Source organism: Oceanisphaera avium (genome assembly GCF_002157875.1).
In the GTDB taxonomy this organism is placed as follows: domain Bacteria; phylum Pseudomonadota; class Gammaproteobacteria; order Enterobacterales; family Aeromonadaceae; genus Oceanimonas; species Oceanimonas avium.
This window is the reverse complement of sequence record NZ_CP021376.1, coordinates 2543277-2560858: the sequence shown is the minus strand read 5'-3', so window position 1 is coordinate 2560858 and position 17582 is coordinate 2543277. Positions and strand designations below refer to the sequence as shown.

Here is a 17582-nt window from a genome sequence, read left to right as displayed (position 1 = left end):
TATTCATAACTTAATGTAAGATAACACTCTAAATTTTAGCGTCTTTTTAACTGCTGTTATAACAAGCTAACTCTTTGCTGCAGGTGCGCTGAGCAGCATAAAGAAATCATACGGCGCGAGCGGACGGTGATATTTATAGCCTTGTACATAATGACAATCATGCTGGTGCAACCAGTCTTGTTGCTGACTATTTTCTACTCCTTCTGCAACCACAGCTAGCCCTAAGCCTTTCGCCAAGCCCAATACTGATAAAGTAATAGCACAATCGTCTTGATTATCTGGTAGTGACTGGATAAAAGAGCGATCAATTTTTAATTTAGTAAAGGGCAGACTCTTTAGGCGCAATAGTGAGGAGTAGCCAGTACCAAAATCATCAATCGATAAGTTAATACCCATGCTGACTAACTGCTCAAGAGTGTGACGCAGCGCTAAGGAGTCGCCTTTAATCACATCTTCTATCATCTCAAATTCTAATTCATGGCCCTTAATGCTATAGCGGGTTAATAAATGTTGTACTTTATCAATCAATAAAGCGTCCATTATGGTATCGGCCGCCAAATTAACCGCCACCGGTGGCATCGATAACTTGTTAGCTCGCGCCGCTTGAATATCTTGGCAGACGCGCTCTAACACCCACAGGTCGAGCTGGGCAATTAAACCCACTTCATAAGCGAGAGGTAGAAAATCCCCCGGTGTCAGAAACCCTAAGGTGGGGTGATACCAGCGTACTAGCGCTTCACAACTGGCTATAGTTTGATGGGGGACGCTTAAAATAGGCTGATAAAAAACACTTAAGCCATGATTCTCCAAGGCGTTCAGCAATTGCTGCTCTAGTACCACTCGTGCTTTAGCAGAACGAGAAATTTCTTGATTATAAAACTGTGCTTGAGCGCGACCACAGGTTTTGGCATAGTGCATAGCCGACTCGCTTGCTCGTAATAGCGTACTAATTTCAAGACCATCATTAGGGTAAAGTGCTACGCCTGCACTGGTTGTCACCGCGAGTTGCTGCTCTCCCACTTTAATCGGCACATTGAGCTTAGCCATAATGGTCGCTACTGCCACCTCGGGTGAGAGATGCTCAGGCCAGCAACACAACATCGCAAACTCATCCCCTACCACTCGCGCCACCATATCTTTACCTGGAAGCGGCATATCCCTTAAGCGACTGGCAATTTCATTAATCACTATATCGCCCGTGGCCGCGCCTAAGCCATTATTAATGGTATTAAGCCTATCAATATCAAACCATAAAATAGCAAATTCTTGTTCAGGAGCGCTGGCTAATAACCGTTGCATGCGATGCTCTAGTGCACGCTGATTTTGCAAACCCGTAAAATCATCGTGGTAGGTAACATAGTCCAACTGTTTGCGGCTATTTAACCAAGCATGGTGGGAGTTAATAAGGCTGATGGTATCGGCAAATGCCGTCACACAAGCAATATCAGCTAGATGCCATCGTCGATGCTCATCACTTTCAATGCATAACACGCCATATAATCGAGGGCCATCATAAATGGGCGCATCTAGGGTCGCGGCCATAGAAGAGCTGGCACCAAGGTAACTTTCTCGTAAGGATTGAGTACGGACATCGTGAAGTGCATGGTGCGTAAAGAGAATTTCTGCCTCTTCTAGCGCGTTAAAGTAAAGCTCATGATCACGGCGCCATAAGGTTGTAGGCTGAGGGCTAAGTCCTAGGTGTGGTTGATAATAAAGCTCACGACTTAAACAAGCGCCGCTGTCACTGAAGGCCCAAGTTGATACCCTATTCGTTTTTAATAAGTCCCCACATAGCTCTAACAAAGCGGCTAATTTTTGTGGTTGCTCAAGACGGCTAAAGTGCTCGCTATGCACCAGCTGCAACAAGGACTTATGATAGCTAAAGAATTTTTTAACGTGTTCCACAGGTAATCCATTAACTGAGGGTGACCAAGTCTATAGGGCAAAGCTCCAAAGCTAAGCGCTGACTTAAGTTTGTCGTAATTTGAGCTTACTCTTCGCGAGCAATATCAATTTGGCTAAACCCTAACTTAGCGAAGTACTCTTCACGAAAATCTTTCAGTATTTTTCGATCATTTCGACTGACATTAGCCAACTGATTTTCCATACGATGAAAGTCACTCAAGTCGAGCCCTTCTGCAAGAGCAATGGCGTCATACACACTGTGATGCTTATCGTTGGCAAAGCCAATGGTCTTAGGTTGGTTTTGATAAAGATAGTTGATTCGATAAGCCATGGCCCACTCCTTAAATAAAGGCTCATTGTTACCCCATCCGACACCTGACTCAAGCAATGCTTATCTCTAGCCTAAGATAAACTTCCGATAATATAGATACAGCGCACCTTTCCCTATACTTGCCTCTTGGTTAGTAATAGTGGGCAAGATATAACTCAAGGTTTAAGACCTAGCGCTATCATCGTCAGCGACACAGCCGACATAATAATGTGCTTACCGGTTGAGCCCTTCATAGCTTGAGCTAACTCACAGCCTGTAAAAGGATCTATTAATCAGCACAATATGGCATACTAAAATACGTTAACCTATTGTCCTCATTCATTTTTGTGGAGTAGACCCATTTGTGATCAGCATCGAGCGTAAAGATGGTTTCTCTCTTAAAATTTCGCGTATTTTGCGCGAAGCAACAGAGCACAAATTTGATATTTATTTTTTTGTCCCAGGCGAGCTTGGGCTTAACACTAAAGTAGTGCCAGAAGAAGACTTCTACCACAACGCCATTCATGTGCAGCGAACTTACTATAGTGATCGCCCCTATTTGCCGCTGATCCACAGTCGATTAGCTAGGCGCACCGAGCTCTCTTCAGAGCAATATCGCTTAAGTTTGAGCTTATACGCCTATCAATACGCCATTGGTCTTGAGCAATCTTGCCATGAATTGCGTAATGAGCCCGAGGGCGCCAGCCAAGCCGATATTGAAGAACTCATTGCGCTTACCCAAGACATATTACGGCGCTTGCGTCGTAATAAGCCCAAAGATCCCACCCTCAGAAAATACTACGTCAATATTGATAACTATTTATCTTGGTTTACCGAGCAACGATTATTGTCATTAGTCGCGCACCTGCCCCGCAGTGGCGATTATAAAACGGCAAAGGCACTGTTATTAGAAGTGTGTGATTTAGAGCACGAGCATAGGGTGCAGCAAAAATATAACTCCAATTACACCACCGAAGCGTTATCTCGTATTTCTAATAAAATGCGCTTATTACGCCGCTTAATTGAATATCCCGTTACTTTAAAAGAGAAAACTCGCGAGCTAGGTGGCGGTGAAGAAAAAGCACTGAAAGCCGGCGTAACGGCCGTGGTGATGACGGCCATGTCGCTGGCGGTGTTTGAGGTGCGTGAAACACTGGGCAGTATTTCGCTATTGGTTATTTTAAGTTTGGCGCTCTTATATGCACTGCGTGAGGTATTTAAAGATGACTTGCGCAATACCTTGTGGCGCTGGCTGCGTAAAGGTCGGCCTAAATGGCGCCGCCAATACTTTGATGTACACAGCGACCAAGTGGTGGGCCGCCAACTCGAATGGTTTGACTATCGTAAGCCAAGTCGCTTAAGCGAAGATATTTTAGCGGCGCGCCGCGCTAATATTAGCCAAAAAGAAGAAATTGTGATGCATTATGGCAGTCACTCGCGCATGTTACCGATCCGTTTTTTAAGTGGCTATGAACAAACTCGAGAAACTCTACATCTAGATTTAGCCTTACTATCTAAATTGATGGAAAAAGGCTCTCATCACGTTTATCAATTAAAAGAAGGCCAAGTGGCGCGCCACGCCGTAGAAAAACGTTATTTAATCAACTTAGTCACTCGCGAGATCCAAGGGCAAAAGCCGCCGGTGATCCAACGCTGGAAGCTAGTAATGAGCCGCTCTAAAATTGTCGAGATTGAAGAGATTATTCCAGCGATTGAAACAGCAAAAGCCACCGCTCCCGCGCCAGAGGCACCTGCTACAGCAAAGTCCTCCACACCTAATGTACCAACCAGTGAGCAACAGCATAAAGCGTAAGCAAGGGGCTCATAAAAGCCGTCACTTGGAGCAAAGCTGCGAGGCAGATCAGATTTTTACTTATTGTTACTTAAACCTAATTCCATAGCTGGCACTCTGTAGTGCTTGGGCATAGTCATAAGTATTTGGCTTTTCTTTAAAGTGATGGAGGCGCAGCTTGTATGGACTCTTCTCGTAAAAAACTGTCTTTAACAGCGAAAGTCCTACTGGGGATGGGCTTGGGTGTGGTGGTGGGTTTTCTCTTTCGCACTCTACTCAGTGACGTAAGCTTTGTTCAAGAATACCTAGTACAAGGGGCGCTGGTGGTAGGCGGTGATATTTTTATCGCCAGTTTAAAGATGTTAGTAGTGCCACTGATTTTTGTGTCATTAGTGTGTGGTACTAGCTCTTTAAAAGACTTATCTACCTTAGGGCGTATGGGCGGCAAAACCTTAGGCTTTTACTTAGTTACCACCGCTATCGCCATTACGCTCGCTTTGGTAATGGGCACTGTTTTTAAACCCGGCGCCGGCGTGGACTTAACCAGTGCTGCCACCTTTAATGCTGAAGAAGCCCCTCATCTTGGCCAAGTCATTGTCGATATGTTTCCCACTAACCCCATCAACGCCATGGCCGAGGGCAACACCTTACAAATTATTGTGTTTGCGGTGCTATTTGGTATTGCCATCAGTTTGGCAGGCAAAGCCGGTGAGCGCGTCGCCGCTTTGTTTGCTGACTTTAATGAGGTGATCATGAAGCTGGTCTCCTTGCTAATGAACATAGCGCCTTATGGGGTGTTTTGTTTAATGGCTAAGCTGTTTAGCGAGCTTGGCTTAGAGGCCATCGTCAACTTATTAGAATACTTTTTAGTGTTATCAGCCACCCTACTCCTACATGGCTTTATCACTTACTCGATTATGTTTCGTGTGTTTACCGGTCTTAACCCGCTCATTTTTTTAAAGAAAATGGAGGATGCGATTATGTTCGCTTTCTCCACCGCTTCTTCTAATGCCACTATTCCTGTCACTATGGAAACCACCACTCGGCGCATGGGCGTAGATAACAAGATAGCCGCCTTTACTGTGCCGCTCGGTGCCACGATTAACATGGATGGTACGGCCATTATGCAAGGGGTGGCGACCGCTTTTATTGCCCAAGCATTTAATATCGACTTAAGTTTTAGCGATTACTTAATGGTGATTTTAACCGCCACCCTCGCCTCGATAGGCACGGCGGGAGTGCCAGGGGTAGGCATCATTATGCTGGCTATGGTACTTAATCAGGTGGGATTGCCGGTAGAGGGTATAGCGCTAATTATCGGCGTAGACCGCTTGCTCGATATGATACGGACCGCAGTGAATATTACCGGTGACTCAGTGGTTACCTGTATTGTGGCTAAGAGCGAGGGAGCGCTGGATATCGCCCGCTTTAATGATCCACAAGCGGGAAAAAAAGAAGAAGAGCTGCATTTTAAAAATCACTAATCGCTCAACTATTTCTTTAGCGCAATCTAGACAGTAAATGTCTGAAATTGACCATAAAAGGGGCTAAAGCACAGAATTTAGCTAAGCCCCTTAAGTCTTGACCGCTATCTGGCATACAATAGCTGAGTGTATCACTGCAGCACTGTCCATTTTGCCCCGCCGCAATTTAAGCGTGGCCGCAAGTGCTGCCTTCTCCATGTCTAAGCAGGGAAAGAGCGAAATAATGACCACTAATAAATCAACCATAGTCTACACCTTGACTGATGAAGCCCCCGCGCTAGCCACTTACTCTTTACTACCCATAGTGCGCACCTTTGCTAGCAGTGCGGGTATTGAAGTGACGTTAAGCGATATTTCCTTAGCAGGGCGCATCTTAGCCGCCTTCCCCGAATGTTTAACGAAAGAACAACAAGTCACCGATGGTTTAAGCGCCTTAGGTGATCTCACCCAAGACCCGCACGCTAATATCATTAAATTACCTAATATCAGTGCCTCGGTGCCGCAATTACGCGCTTGTATTAGCGAATTACAAAGCCAAGGTTTTAATATTCCGGATCTCCCTGAAGAGCCCACCACCGACGAAGAAAAGTCCATTCATGAGCGCTACTCTCGTATTATTGGCAGCGCCGTAAACCCAGTATTGCGTCAAGGAAACTCAGACCGACGTGCGCCTAGCGCCGTTAAAGCCTTCGTGCGCAAGTATCCTCACTCTATGGGTGAATGGAGCAAAGCCTCGCGCTCTCATGCAGACTATATGCAAGGCGGAGATTTTTTTTCTAGCGAGCAGTCCGTCACTCTCGATACGGCGCAAACCGTACGCATCGAGTTTGTAGATAAAGCCGGTAACGTCACCCTTAAAAAATCTTTACCTATGCAAGCCGGTGAAGTACTTGATGGCATGTATATGAGCGCCAAAGCGCTAGCTGAGTTTTTTGAACACACCCTACAAGACTGTAAAGAAACGGGCGTGATGTGGTCGCTACACGTAAAAGCCACCATGATGAAGGTGTCTCACCCCATCGTCTTTGGTCATGCGGTAAAAGTGTTTTATCGGGAAGTATTTGAAAAATATGGCGACTTGTTTGACGAGCTGGGCGTTAATCCAAATAACGGCATGAGCAGCGTGTTAGAAAAAATTAAAAGCCTGCCGCAATCCACTCAAGAAGAGATTGAGCGTGCTATTCACGATTGCTATGAACATAGACCCAAGCTAGCTATGGTCGACTCCGTTAAGGGCATCACTAACTTACATGTGCCAAGCGATGTCATTGTTGATGCTTCTATGCCAGCCATGATCCGCAGCTCTGGCAAGATGTGGGCACGCGACGGCAAATTAAAAGATACTAAAGCAGTAATGCCAGAAAGTACCTATGCTCGCATTTATCAAGAAGTCATTAACTTTTGCAAAACCAATGGCGCCTTTGACCCCGTGACTATGGGTACTGTCCCTAACGTGGGTTTAATGGCCATGAAAGCCGAAGAATATGGCTCGCATGATAAAACCTTTGAAATGACGGAAGATGGCACTATGCGCATTATTGATGAGCAGGGCCAAGTATTAATGCAGCATGACGTAGAAAAAGGCGATATTTGGCGTGCCTGCCAGACTAAAGATGCCGCCGTGCGTGACTGGGTAAAACTAGCCGTCACCCGAGCGCGTCAATCAAGTACGCCCGCAGTATTTTGGTTAGATGCCGAGCGAGCGCACGATAATGAACTACGAAAAAAGGTAGAAACTTACTTAAAAGAGCATGACTTAAACGGCCTAGATATTCAGATCATGTCTTATAACGAAGCGATTCGTTTCTCCATGGAGCGTATTATTCGCGGCCTAGACACCATTTCCGTTACCGGTAACGTACTACGGGATTATCTCACTGACTTGTTCCCTATTTTAGAGCTAGGCACCTCTGCCAAAATGCTCTCTATCGTGCCCATGCTCGCCGGGGGTGGCATGTATGAAACCGGTGCTGGCGGCTCGGCGCCTAAGCACGTACAACAGTTGTTAGAAGAAAATCACTTACGTTGGGACTCATTAGGTGAGTTTTTAGCGCTAGCGGTGTCTTTAGAAGAGCTTGGCATTAAAGAAAATAACCCTAAGGCCAAAATACTCGCTAAATACTTAGATAAAGCCACTGAATTACTGTTGGATAACGGCAAGTCTCCTTCACGCAAAGCCGGTGAGTTAGACAACCGAGGCAGCCATTTCTATTTAAGCCTGTACTGGGCACAACTACTTGCTGAGCAAACAGAAGATGGCGAGCTGGCCGCACATTTTGCTCCGCTTGCAAAAGCCTTAAGCGAGCAAGAGCAACAAATTGTTGCTGAGTTTAATCAGGTTCAAGGTAGCCCTGCTAACTTAAGCGGTTACTACCACATGGACGGTGCGGCCTTAACTAAGGTGATGCGCCCAAGTGAGACCTTTAATCAAGCATTAGCTAACGCCGCTAACTAATGCTTTTTGCTCCTCTTATAAAACCCAGCCTCGGCTGGGTTTTTTTATTGTCTTAGGGTGAAGAGCGTAACGAGGCTTTTGCCATTACTGGGTTTTTAACATTGCTAAATATTGCTTTAATACCACCGCATTATTATGGCGCTCATCTTTAGCGCTATAAACCAGCGTGACTTGCTGCTGATGAGCACGTTTAGCGAGCGGGCGTAAGCGCTCTTTATGCTCAGTCAGCGCGCTTAAATAGCAGCGCCTAAACTCTCCCCAAGTCAGCTCACCCTCATGAAATGCTTGGCGCAAATGTTCACTTGGCGCTAAGTCTTTGAGCCAGTCATCCAGTTTTGCTTGTGCTTTTGTCACCCCGCGTGGCCATAACTTATCCACTAATACTCGATATCCATCTTGATGAGTGGCGCTCTCATAAGCGCGCTTAATCACTATCGCCATTGATACTCCTTATAAGTGAAGTCATTACTACCTCTAGCCTAAGTGGCACCCAAAATGGGCAGTCTGCTCAGGCTTTATGGCTAATCGATAACACATAGCGTGGTAAAATATTCTTTATTCAACCGCTGCTGCTTTACTGTAGCTCAGTGGATTTAGCTCATCTGGCTTGCAGATTTTTATAATAAATTTTTAATAATAGGAAAGTGCCGGTATGTCTCGCTCATTATTGCTTGGTTTAACTGTTGTGACTCCATTGCTAGTCACCCCCGCGTGGGCAGACTCCCCGTGGCATGGCAGCCTAGGCTTAGGCGCTACCATAGCGCCCGATTATTTAGGCAGTGACGATTATAAAAGCCGTCTCACGCCAGATATCAATCTTAAATATGGCGAGCTTGCTTATTTAAATTGGCGCGACGGCTTAGGGTTTAATGTAGTGCAAACGCCATCATGGACGGTGTCGCCTTTTATTGGCTATCACCTAGGACGTAAAAACACCGGTGATTTAGCTCACTTTGAAAAAGTAGAGGATGGTTTAACAGCCGGTATTAAACTGGCGTATCGCCCCGCACGGTGGGGCTATTCACTAAAAGCAGAAACGCCAATGACCGGCGATGTGGACGGTTATAAAGTGACACTGCGCGCAGATTGGCGAGAGCAAATTGCTGATAATTGGTCGGTAGGCCTCAGCCCAAGCTTGGCCTATTACAGTTCGGCGTGGACCAGCGATTTATTTAACGTATCAGCACTAGACTCAAGTCGCAGTGGTATTAAGCCATACCAAGTTGAGTCTGGCTTTTGGCGCATAGGCCTGGCAGCCAGTGTTACGTATCAGTTTGCTCCTGCTTGGGCACTCACTGGGATAGCGGGGGTGGTGCAACTCACGGGGGATGCCAAAGACAGCCCTATCGTAAGTCAAGTGGGCGAGGCGACCCAAACTCTCACCGGCCTGGTCCTTAGCTACCAGTTTTAATACTTATTTCTAACGCTGTGTTATTAGCTCTATTGATTAAAGCAGCGTTTGGCGCTGCTTTAATCATCTACATTTAATTCATCTCTAAAAGTAATTCTCTTAGATACTGACCACTCAGCCACAGAGTAGTTAGTAATGTAATTACTATAGCCATTATTAAGAACGATATAGCTCCCGCTCAACCATCTGCGAATACCCCCCTTTTTTGTGCCATGAGTGTTTCTTATTAGAAAAAAGTGCTTAAAAAATAGTAAGTTTTTCCCTACCACTGTAAAAAATTTCAACCAAGCTCAATTAAATGGCGTTAAAGCCACAAGATTTCTTGCCTCTTACAAACACTTTTGCCAGTCTATTAGCCAATCAGGACGTTAGAATACGAAACAATGGAGAGTTAAGCATGACTAAACAATTTCGCCTTAAAGGGGCATTTAAAAAACTGGCGGGCTTTTCTGCCCTCGCATTACTAACCTGTAGTGCAGTACAGGCAGCCAATTGGCGTTATGCTCATGAAGAGTATGCGGGCGATGTACAAGATGTATATGCTTACAAATTCAAAGAATATATCGAAGATAACTCGGATCACACGTTAAAAGTTTATCGCTTTGGTGAGCTTGGCGAGTCAGACGATATTATGGAGCAAACTCAAGCCGGTATTTTAAATTTTGTGAATCAATCTCCTGGCTTTACGGGTGCGCTCATTCCTGAAGCACAAATTTTCTTTATTCCCTACCTCATGCCCACCGACATGAAGTCGGTAGTAAAATTCTTTCGCGAAAGTAAGGCGATTAACCAAGATTTTCCAAAGCTTTATGCAGAGAAGGGCTTAGAGCTGTTAACCATGTATCCCGAAGGGGAAATGGTAGTGACGCTAGACGAGGTCGCTACCACACCTAAAGAGCTGCATAACAAAAAAATCCGCGTCATGACTAACCCTTTACTCTCTGAAACCTATACCGCTTTCGGTGCTACACCCACTCCTTTACCGTGGGGAGAAGTGTATGGCGCTTTACAGACCAATATGATCCAAGGGCATGAAAACCCTATCTTTTGGATTGAGTCTGGTAAGTTATATGAAGTTTCTCCGAATTTAATCTTTACCGGTCACGGTTGGTTTACCACCGCTATGATGGCGAATAAAGACTTTTATGATGACTTATCGGATGAAGACCAAGCGCTTGTTAACGATGCCGCCGACTTTGCCTTTGAAGAGATCCTTAAGCATATTGACGGTCTTGCCGATCGTTCTTTAGAAAAAATTACCAGCAGCAGCGATAAAGTAACCGTCACTCGCTTAAATGAAGAACAAATTGTCACCTTCAAAAAACGCGCACCTCAGGTAGAAGAGAAATTTATCGATATGACAGGTGATAGCGGTAAGGCTTTACTCAAGCAATTTAAACAAGACTTAAAAGACTTATAACTTTGCCCTCCCCAGCCCCACCTTAACGGTGGGGTTTTATGTTTATTTGAGCCCTATTTAGCTCCTCAGTAACTAGGTTGAAATTCACTATGTCTGAGCCAGCCACTGAATTAGAAGATGATATTCCCAGCTATCACTCCGGCTTACCCGGCGTGTTAGGCACCCTTGATGAATGGATAGCACAAGGAGAAGCCGTCATGTTGGCGGCCGGGGTGTTATTAATGGCGATTAATACTTGTGTTAACGTCATCGCACGATTTGTATTTGGTGAAGGTTTTTTCTTCTCAGGAGAAATAAACCGTATCTTAATTATTTTTATTACCTTTGCTGGAATTGGCTATGCAGCCCGCCATGGCCGCCATATTCGCATGTCAGCCTTCTATGATGCGCTGCCCGCAAAGTTAAGAAAAATATTAATGATCGGCATCGCTTTTTCTACAGCTCTGATCATGTTTTTCTTGGCCTACCACTCCTATGAATACATTGTCACGCTGCATGGTCGTGGGCGAATTTTACCCGCCCTAGGCTTAAAAATTTGGTGGATTTATATTTGGGCACCCATAGGTTTTGTGATCACGGGAATTCAGTATTTCTTAACTGCTATTAAAAATATCACCAGTAAAGAAGTCTACATCTCCACCGGCTTAATTGATGGCTATAGCGACTCAGAGCCTAAAATATAATGTAGTTTCTAAACGTGATTTAGCGTAAATAACGATAAAAGGCACCCCCATGGCAACTATTTTAATGGCCATCATGATTATTTTGCTGTTGCTCGGCTTTCCCATGATGATCCCACTGATCACCGCTTCAATAGTGGGATTTGTGATGATTTTTGATGGCTTTGATCAAATGAGCACCTTTATTCAGCAAATGATGGCAGGCATCCGCCCTGCTTCATTAATTGCGGTGCCGATGTTTATTTTAGCCGCAGATATTATGACCCGCGGGCAATCGGCAGACCGTTTAATTAATATGGTGATGGCGTTTATTGGTCATGTTAAAGGCGGGCTGGCTATTAGTACTGCCGCCTCTTGTACCTTGTTTGGCGCCGTATCTGGCTCCACTCAAGCCACTGTGGTCGCGGTAGGATCGCCTCTTAGACCCAAGATGCTTAAAAGCGGCTATTCTGACTCCTTCACCTTGGCGCTCATTATTAATGCTAGCGATATCGCTTTTTTAATTCCGCCCAGTATTGGCATGATTATTTATGGCGTGGTTTCTAAAACCTCTATTGCAGAGTTGTTTATTGCCGGCATTGGCCCAGGCCTTTTGATCTTGGTAATGTTTTCTCTGTATTGCCTCTATTACGCACATCGCAATAAGGTACCTACTGAGCCTAAAGCCAGCTGGTCTGAGCGCGTAACGGCCACCCGACGTGCGCTGTGGCCGCTATTTTTCCCCGTCATTATTGTCGGTGGTATATATGGTGGTATTTTTAGCCCCACCGAAGCCGCCGCGGTCTGCGTACTGTATGCCTTTTTATTAGAGTTTTTTATTTTCCGCTCATTAAAATTGGCGCAAATTTATCAAATAGCAAAATCCACTGGCCTAATTACCGCCGTGGTTTTTATTCTAGTCGCCGTTGGTAATGGCTTTTCTTGGGTATTATCTTTTGCTCAAGTGCCGCAAACCATTTTAGAGGCTGTCGGCGTTAACGAAGCGGGCCCTATTGGAGTGATGATTGCGATTAGTGTCGCCTTTTTTATTGCTTGTATGTTTGTCGACCCCATCGTCGTGATCTTGGTGCTCACGCCTATTTTTGCCCCCGCCATTGCTGCCACAGGTTTAGATCCGGTATTAGTGGGGGTACTCGTGACGCTACAAGTGGCGATAGGCTCGGCTACCCCACCCTTTGGCTGTGATATTTTCACCGCTATCGCTATCTTTAAACGGCCTTACATGGATGTTATACGCGGCACACCGCCTTTTATTTTTATGTTGATTGTGGCCGCCGGTCTAATTATTGCGTTCCCGCAAATAGCCTTATTTTTACGAGACATGGCATTTGCGGATTGATGAGATAACAGTGAGAGGGAAGGAATACTTGAAGAATAAGAAGTGAGAAGTGAGAAGTGAGAAGTGAGTAATAAGCTGAGCAAAATCAGCCTCAGCTACAATATCTGCCTCACTCCTTACCTACTCACTACTTCATCCCTAAGCGCTTGGCTAATTTATGTAGATTGCTCGAGTCTACTTCAAGTACTCTGGCAGCTTGTGCCCAATTACCTTGACTGTGTGCTAATGCTCGCGCCACTGCATTGCGTTGCGCTTCAAAGGTAGCCACTTGTAAGCTCAGCCCAGCAGTGTCAGCCAAGCTTGGCACTGTTTTTTTCATGTTGGGCATCTCAACAGCGGCGCTCGAGGGCAGAGTACACATATTGATAGCATTGAGCGCTAAGTCTAAAAGCTCTGGCTCAAGTGTAATAATATCTTCTCGAACCGCGCCCCGACTTAGCGCCTTAATGGCAGCCCGACTGATCACATGCTCTAACTCTCGCACATTTCCCGGCCAACTATAGCTGCATAACGCCTGCTCAGACTCAGCAGATAAGCGCAAACTGCGCACTCCTAATCGAGTACGGTTAAGCTCTAAAAAATGCCCAGCCAATACCAAAACATCACGCCCCCGCTCACGCAAGGGAGGGATAGGAACCGGATAAACCGATAATCTATGATACAAGTCAGCCCTAAAATGCCCTTCACGCACGCTATCGTGTAAGTGGCGATTAGTGGCGGCAATCACTCGCACATCGACTTTGCGCGGCGTATCTTCCCCTAAGCGCTGTATTTCCCCATTTTGTAAGGTACGCAATAACTTAGCTTGGATGCTTAACGGCAGCTCACCCACTTCATCTAAGAATAGTGTGCCACCATCAGCGGTTTCGAAACGTCCTGCACGCGCATGATGGGCGCCAGAAAAGGCGCCTTTTACATGACCAAATAACTCACTTTCTGCCAAAGACTCCGGTAAAGCGGCACAGTTAACTTGTACCAATGGCGAGCTGCGCCGGCGCGACAACTGATGTAAGCGATGGGCAAATAAGTCTTTACCTACTCCGGTTTCCCCGGTGAGCAACACCGGCAATTCAGAGTCAGCCACCACCTCTAATTCGCGCAATAACTCTTTTAAGCCCTCACTTTGTCCCAAGATAAGGCTTTGACGCTGTTCATTTTCTTCTAAAGGCGCATCTTGGCGCACCAAGCGTAAACTGCGCACTTCTTGCTCTAGGCGAGTCATACGAATCGCAGCCGAAATAGCCAACGCTAAGCGCTGTAGATATTCTTTTGCAGGCGTATCAAAGGTGCCGGCTTGAGGCGCATCTAAGGTGAGTGCCCCCCATAAGTGTCCCTCTACATACAAGCTAATACCCATACAGTCGTGCACGTGTAAAGGCTGACCGATTTTGTGCTCTAACAAGCCATCGTAAGGATCGGGCAAGCTGGAGTCTGGAGGAAAGGACACTGTATCTCTTTGAGCTAAAATCGCCGCCAACCTTGGGTGCTTTGCCACTATAAAGCGCCGCCCTATGGCCTCTTGTACTAAGCCATCTAGCGCCACTGGGCTAAGTGCATCTTCATCTAAGCGCAATAAGCACACCGCCCCTGCCTCAAAGAACTCGCGCACCGTGCGCACCAAACTTTGTAGACGCACCGCACTCGGCAAGTCTGCGGTTAAATCGGCTAATAAAATTTCATATAACACAGGGTTCTTTTCACCTTAACAGGGTTTAAATGACCTTAATGCAGCAGGGTCTTATTTACCACCTATTTATTAAATTCACTAAAAACAACGACTTAAAACATGGCACGCTGCTTGCTATATAACTAGCACACTCACATGAGTTGTGACTTAAAGGAAAGATACATGCAGCAAGCTCATTCACAGTTAGATCAGAGTACTTGGCACGCAGACGGACAAAACTGGTCTAGCGTGAGCCCGCTCATTGATCATATTTTGGTTCGTTACCATGGAGTGCATCGAGTTCAGTTAACAGAATTAAGTCGGTTAGCTTTGCTCATTGAACGCGTACACGCAGATCATCCTCACTGCCCTCATGGCCTGGCAGAGCACTTAGAAGTGCTAAGCCAAGAGTTAGAGAGCCATATGCAAAAGGAAGAGCAAATTTTATTTCCGCTATTGAAACGAGGTGTAGGTGCGCAGGCTATGGGTCCCATTGCTGTTATGCGCCGCGAGCATGACGATCACAGTGTGGCGCTTTCTCAACTGCAGCAACTCACTTATGACTTAACATTGCCAGACGGCGCCTGTGGCAGCTGGCAGGCACTTTACAAGGGGTTAGCCACATTTATCAGTGACCTAAATCAACATATTTACATTGAGAATCATATTTTGTTTGAAACCACTTTCCTTAACGCGCTTTATACTCCCCAGGAGGTAAACCATGGCTAACTATCGTCGTCTATGGACGATATTAATCATCGTTCTTGCTGTTAGCTTTGCCGTACTCGGTTATTTTGGCCGAGAAGTCTATCGTACCGCGCCGCCTATACCAGGCCAAGTCGTCAGTGCAAGCGGCAATTTATTAACCACCAAAGATGGCATTTTAGACGGACAAACCGCCTGGCAATCTGTGGGTGGCATGCAATTAGGCTCTATTTACGGCCATGGTGCTTATCAAGCACCGGACTGGACCGCAGATTGGTTACACCGTGAGTTAGTGGCTTGGTTAGAACTTGCCAGTATGAATGAATACGGCGAGCACTATGCTGAGCTTAACGAAGACCGCCAAGCGGTATTAAATCATCGCTTGAAAAAAGAATATCGCACTAATACCTATAACCTTGATACCGATGTGTTAGTGATATCAGACCTGCGTGCTGCGGCGATGGCCAAAACAGCTGAGTATTACCACAGCTTGTTTGGTGATGATCCTGAGTATCGTAATTCTCGCGAAAGTTTTGCGATGAAAGAAAATACCATGCCCAGTGCTAAGCGTCGTACTGACTTAACTAATTTCTTCTTCTGGACGGCATGGACTGCGGGCACCGAGCGCGCCACTGGCGAAGCGACTTACACCAATAACTGGCCACCCGAGCCATTAATTGATAATAAGCCAACCGCTGAAAACGTGGTGTGGTCCTTGATCAGTATTATCTTATTAGTAGCAGGCATTGGTGGCTTTATCTGGGCGTGGGCGTTCTTGCGCAACGAAGATGAAAAAGCGCCAGCGGCGCCTATCCAAGACCCACTCACTACCTTTAAGTTAACGCCGTCACAGAAATCATTAGGCAAATATCTGTTTTTAGTAGTGGCCCTGTTTACCTTCCAAATTATGTTAGGGGGCGCCACTGCACACTACACGGTTGAAGGTCAGCATTTTTACGGTTTTGAACTGTCTAAGTGGTTCCCTTATAGCTTATTGCGTACCTGGCACTTACAAAGTGCACTGTTCTGGATTGCCACCGGCTTCTTGGCGGCAGGTCTGTTCCTAGCCCCCATTATTAATGGTGGTAAAGATCCTAAGTTCCAAAAACTCGGCGTAGATATTTTATTCTGGGCGCTGATTGCCGTGGTAGTGGGCAGCTTTGCCGGTAACTACTTAGCCATTGCTCAAGTGATGCCTGAAAGCTGGAACTTCTGGTGGGGTCATCAAGGCTACGAGTATGTAGACTTAGGCCGTGCTTGGCAGATTGGTAAGTTTATTGGTTTAGTACTGTGGTTAGTGTTGATGCTGCGTGGCATGGTGCCCGCACTGCGCCAGCCCGGCGAAAAACACATGCTGTTGCTGTTAACTGCATCCGTTATTGCCATTGGCTTGTTCTACGGTGCTGGCTTCTTCTACGGCGAACGCACTCATATCTCAGTGATGGAGTACTGGCGCTGGTGGATAGTGCACCTGTGGGTTGAAGGTTTCTTTGAAGTCTTCGCGGCCGTTGCCTTAGCCTTTATCTTCTACAACATGGGCTTAGTCTCTAAGCGCATGGCTACGGTGGCCAGTTTAGCTTCTGCGTCCTTGTTCTTAATTGGCGGTGTACCTGGTACTTTCCACCACATGTACTTCTCTGGCACCACCACGCCGGTGATGGCAGTAGGTGCCACCTTTAGTGCACTGGAAGTAGTACCGCTCGTGGTCATGGGTTATGAGGCGTGGGAAAACTGGAGCTTGAAAAAGAGCGCGCCTTGGATGGAAAAAGTGAAGTGGCCGTTAATGTTCTTCGTGGCCGTGGCATTTTGGAATATGTTAGGTGCGGGTGTATTAGGCTTTATGATTAACCCACCTATTGCGCTTTATTATATCCAAGGCTTAAACACCACTGCCGCTCACGCACACGCGGCTCTGTTTGGAGTATATGGCTTCTTAGCACTGGGCTTTACCTTGATGGTGCTGCGCTATATCCGCCCCAATATGGTATTTAACGAGACGTTGATGAAAACTGGCTTCTGGTGGTTAAACGCTGGACTCGTGCTGATGTTAACGACTAGTTTGTTACCGGTTGGTTTTATTCAGTTTGTTGCCAGCGCCAGCGAAGGCTTATGGTATGCCCGTAGCGAAAGCTTTATGCAACAAGGCTTTCTGCAAACCCTGCGCTGGGTACGTACCTTCGGTGACATTGTGTTTATCGTCGGGGCGCTCGCAGTGACTTGGCAGGTGGTGATTGGTCTTTGGCCACGCCGCAAGCAGTCATCTTCTATTGACATGGGATTAGCAGCTAAATAAGTATTTTTAGACTGGCTATCCATAAATATAAAGACCGCTGCGGCGGTCTTTTTTATGAAGTCGACTTAATTTTCTCCCCAATAAATCCTCAGCAGAAAAATAAAAATCCTTATTCCGAAAGA

The 17582-nt window shown here is 46.1% G+C and carries 13 protein-coding genes; 9 read left to right on the top strand and 4 right to left on the bottom strand.

Annotated elements, in window-relative coordinates:
• Positions 1–66 precede the first annotated feature (66 nt).
• Positions 67–1905 (bottom strand): putative bifunctional diguanylate cyclase/phosphodiesterase, encoded by a 1839-nt coding sequence (locus tag CBP12_RS11780; RefSeq protein ID WP_086964643.1) that lies wholly within the window; start codon positions 1903–1905, stop codon positions 67–69.
• Between the two features lie 85 nt (positions 1906–1990).
• Positions 1991–2236 carry a DUF2960 family protein gene (locus tag CBP12_RS11775; protein WP_086964641.1) on the bottom strand — a complete coding sequence of 82 codons (246 nt, stop codon included), beginning with the start codon at positions 2234–2236 and terminating at the stop codon, positions 1991–1993.
• Between the two features lie 343 nt (positions 2237–2579).
• Between CBP12_RS11775 and CBP12_RS11770 the strand changes: the two genes are divergently transcribed.
• The 3 genes from CBP12_RS11770 to CBP12_RS11760 all read left to right on the top strand — a co-directional run bounded on the left by CBP12_RS11770 (position 2580) and on the right by CBP12_RS11760 (position 7946).
• Positions 2580–4028, top strand: coding sequence for a hypothetical protein (locus CBP12_RS11770; protein ID WP_232455070.1), 1449 nt, complete (start codon positions 2580–2582; stop codon positions 4026–4028).
• Positions 4029–4189: 161 nt separating this feature from the next.
• A complete protein-coding gene (locus CBP12_RS11765) occupies positions 4190–5491 on the top strand; it encodes a dicarboxylate/amino acid:cation symporter (RefSeq protein WP_086964638.1) in 1302 nt (433 codons plus the stop codon).
• A gap of 223 nt (positions 5492–5714) precedes the next feature.
• Positions 5715–7946, top strand: a complete 2232-nt coding sequence (locus CBP12_RS11760) for an NADP-dependent isocitrate dehydrogenase (RefSeq protein WP_086964636.1) — start codon at positions 5715–5717, stop codon at positions 7944–7946.
• An 84-nt stretch (positions 7947–8030) separates the two neighbouring features.
• Here CBP12_RS11760 and CBP12_RS11755 read toward each other — a convergent pair whose 3' ends face one another.
• Entirely contained in the window at positions 8031–8387 is a 357-nt protein-coding gene (locus CBP12_RS11755; RefSeq protein ID WP_086964634.1) for a DUF488 domain-containing protein, read from the bottom strand.
• Between the two features lie 211 nt (positions 8388–8598).
• On the opposite strand from CBP12_RS11755, the gene CBP12_RS11750 reads away from it, so the two are divergent.
• The 4 genes from CBP12_RS11750 to CBP12_RS11735 all read left to right on the top strand — a co-directional run bounded on the left by CBP12_RS11750 (position 8599) and on the right by CBP12_RS11735 (position 12796).
• Positions 8599–9357, top strand: a complete 759-nt coding sequence (locus CBP12_RS11750) for a MipA/OmpV family protein (protein ID WP_086964632.1) — start codon at positions 8599–8601, stop codon at positions 9355–9357.
• A gap of 397 nt (positions 9358–9754) precedes the next feature.
• A complete protein-coding gene (locus CBP12_RS11745; protein ID WP_086964630.1) occupies positions 9755–10777 on the top strand; it encodes a TRAP transporter substrate-binding protein in 1023 nt (340 codons plus the stop codon).
• 89 nt (positions 10778–10866) lie between these two features.
• Complete coding sequence (locus CBP12_RS11740; protein ID WP_086964628.1) at positions 10867–11460, top strand: TRAP transporter small permease; 594 nt, start codon at positions 10867–10869, stop codon at positions 11458–11460.
• Positions 11461–11509: 49 nt separating this feature from the next.
• Positions 11510–12796: a TRAP transporter large permease gene (locus tag CBP12_RS11735; RefSeq protein ID WP_086964626.1), complete on the top strand. Its 1287-nt coding sequence runs from the start codon at positions 11510–11512 to the stop codon at positions 12794–12796.
• 127 nt (positions 12797–12923) lie between these two features.
• Here the strand turns inward: CBP12_RS11735 and norR are convergent, their stop codons facing one another.
• Positions 12924–14483: a nitric oxide reductase transcriptional regulator NorR gene (gene norR, locus CBP12_RS11730; protein ID WP_086964624.1), complete on the bottom strand. Its 1560-nt coding sequence runs from the start codon at positions 14481–14483 to the stop codon at positions 12924–12926.
• 162 nt (positions 14484–14645) lie between these two features.
• Here norR and CBP12_RS11725 point away from each other — a divergent pair, with 162 nt between their 5' ends.
• Positions 14646–15191: a hemerythrin domain-containing protein gene (locus CBP12_RS11725; protein WP_232455069.1), complete on the top strand. Its 546-nt coding sequence runs from the start codon at positions 14646–14648 to the stop codon at positions 15189–15191.
• Positions 15184–17460 (top strand): nitric-oxide reductase large subunit, encoded by a 2277-nt coding sequence (locus CBP12_RS11720; RefSeq protein WP_086964621.1) that lies wholly within the window; start codon positions 15184–15186, stop codon positions 17458–17460. The genes CBP12_RS11725 and CBP12_RS11720 overlap by 8 nt, the downstream gene beginning before the upstream one ends.
• Positions 17461–17582 lie beyond the last annotated feature (122 nt).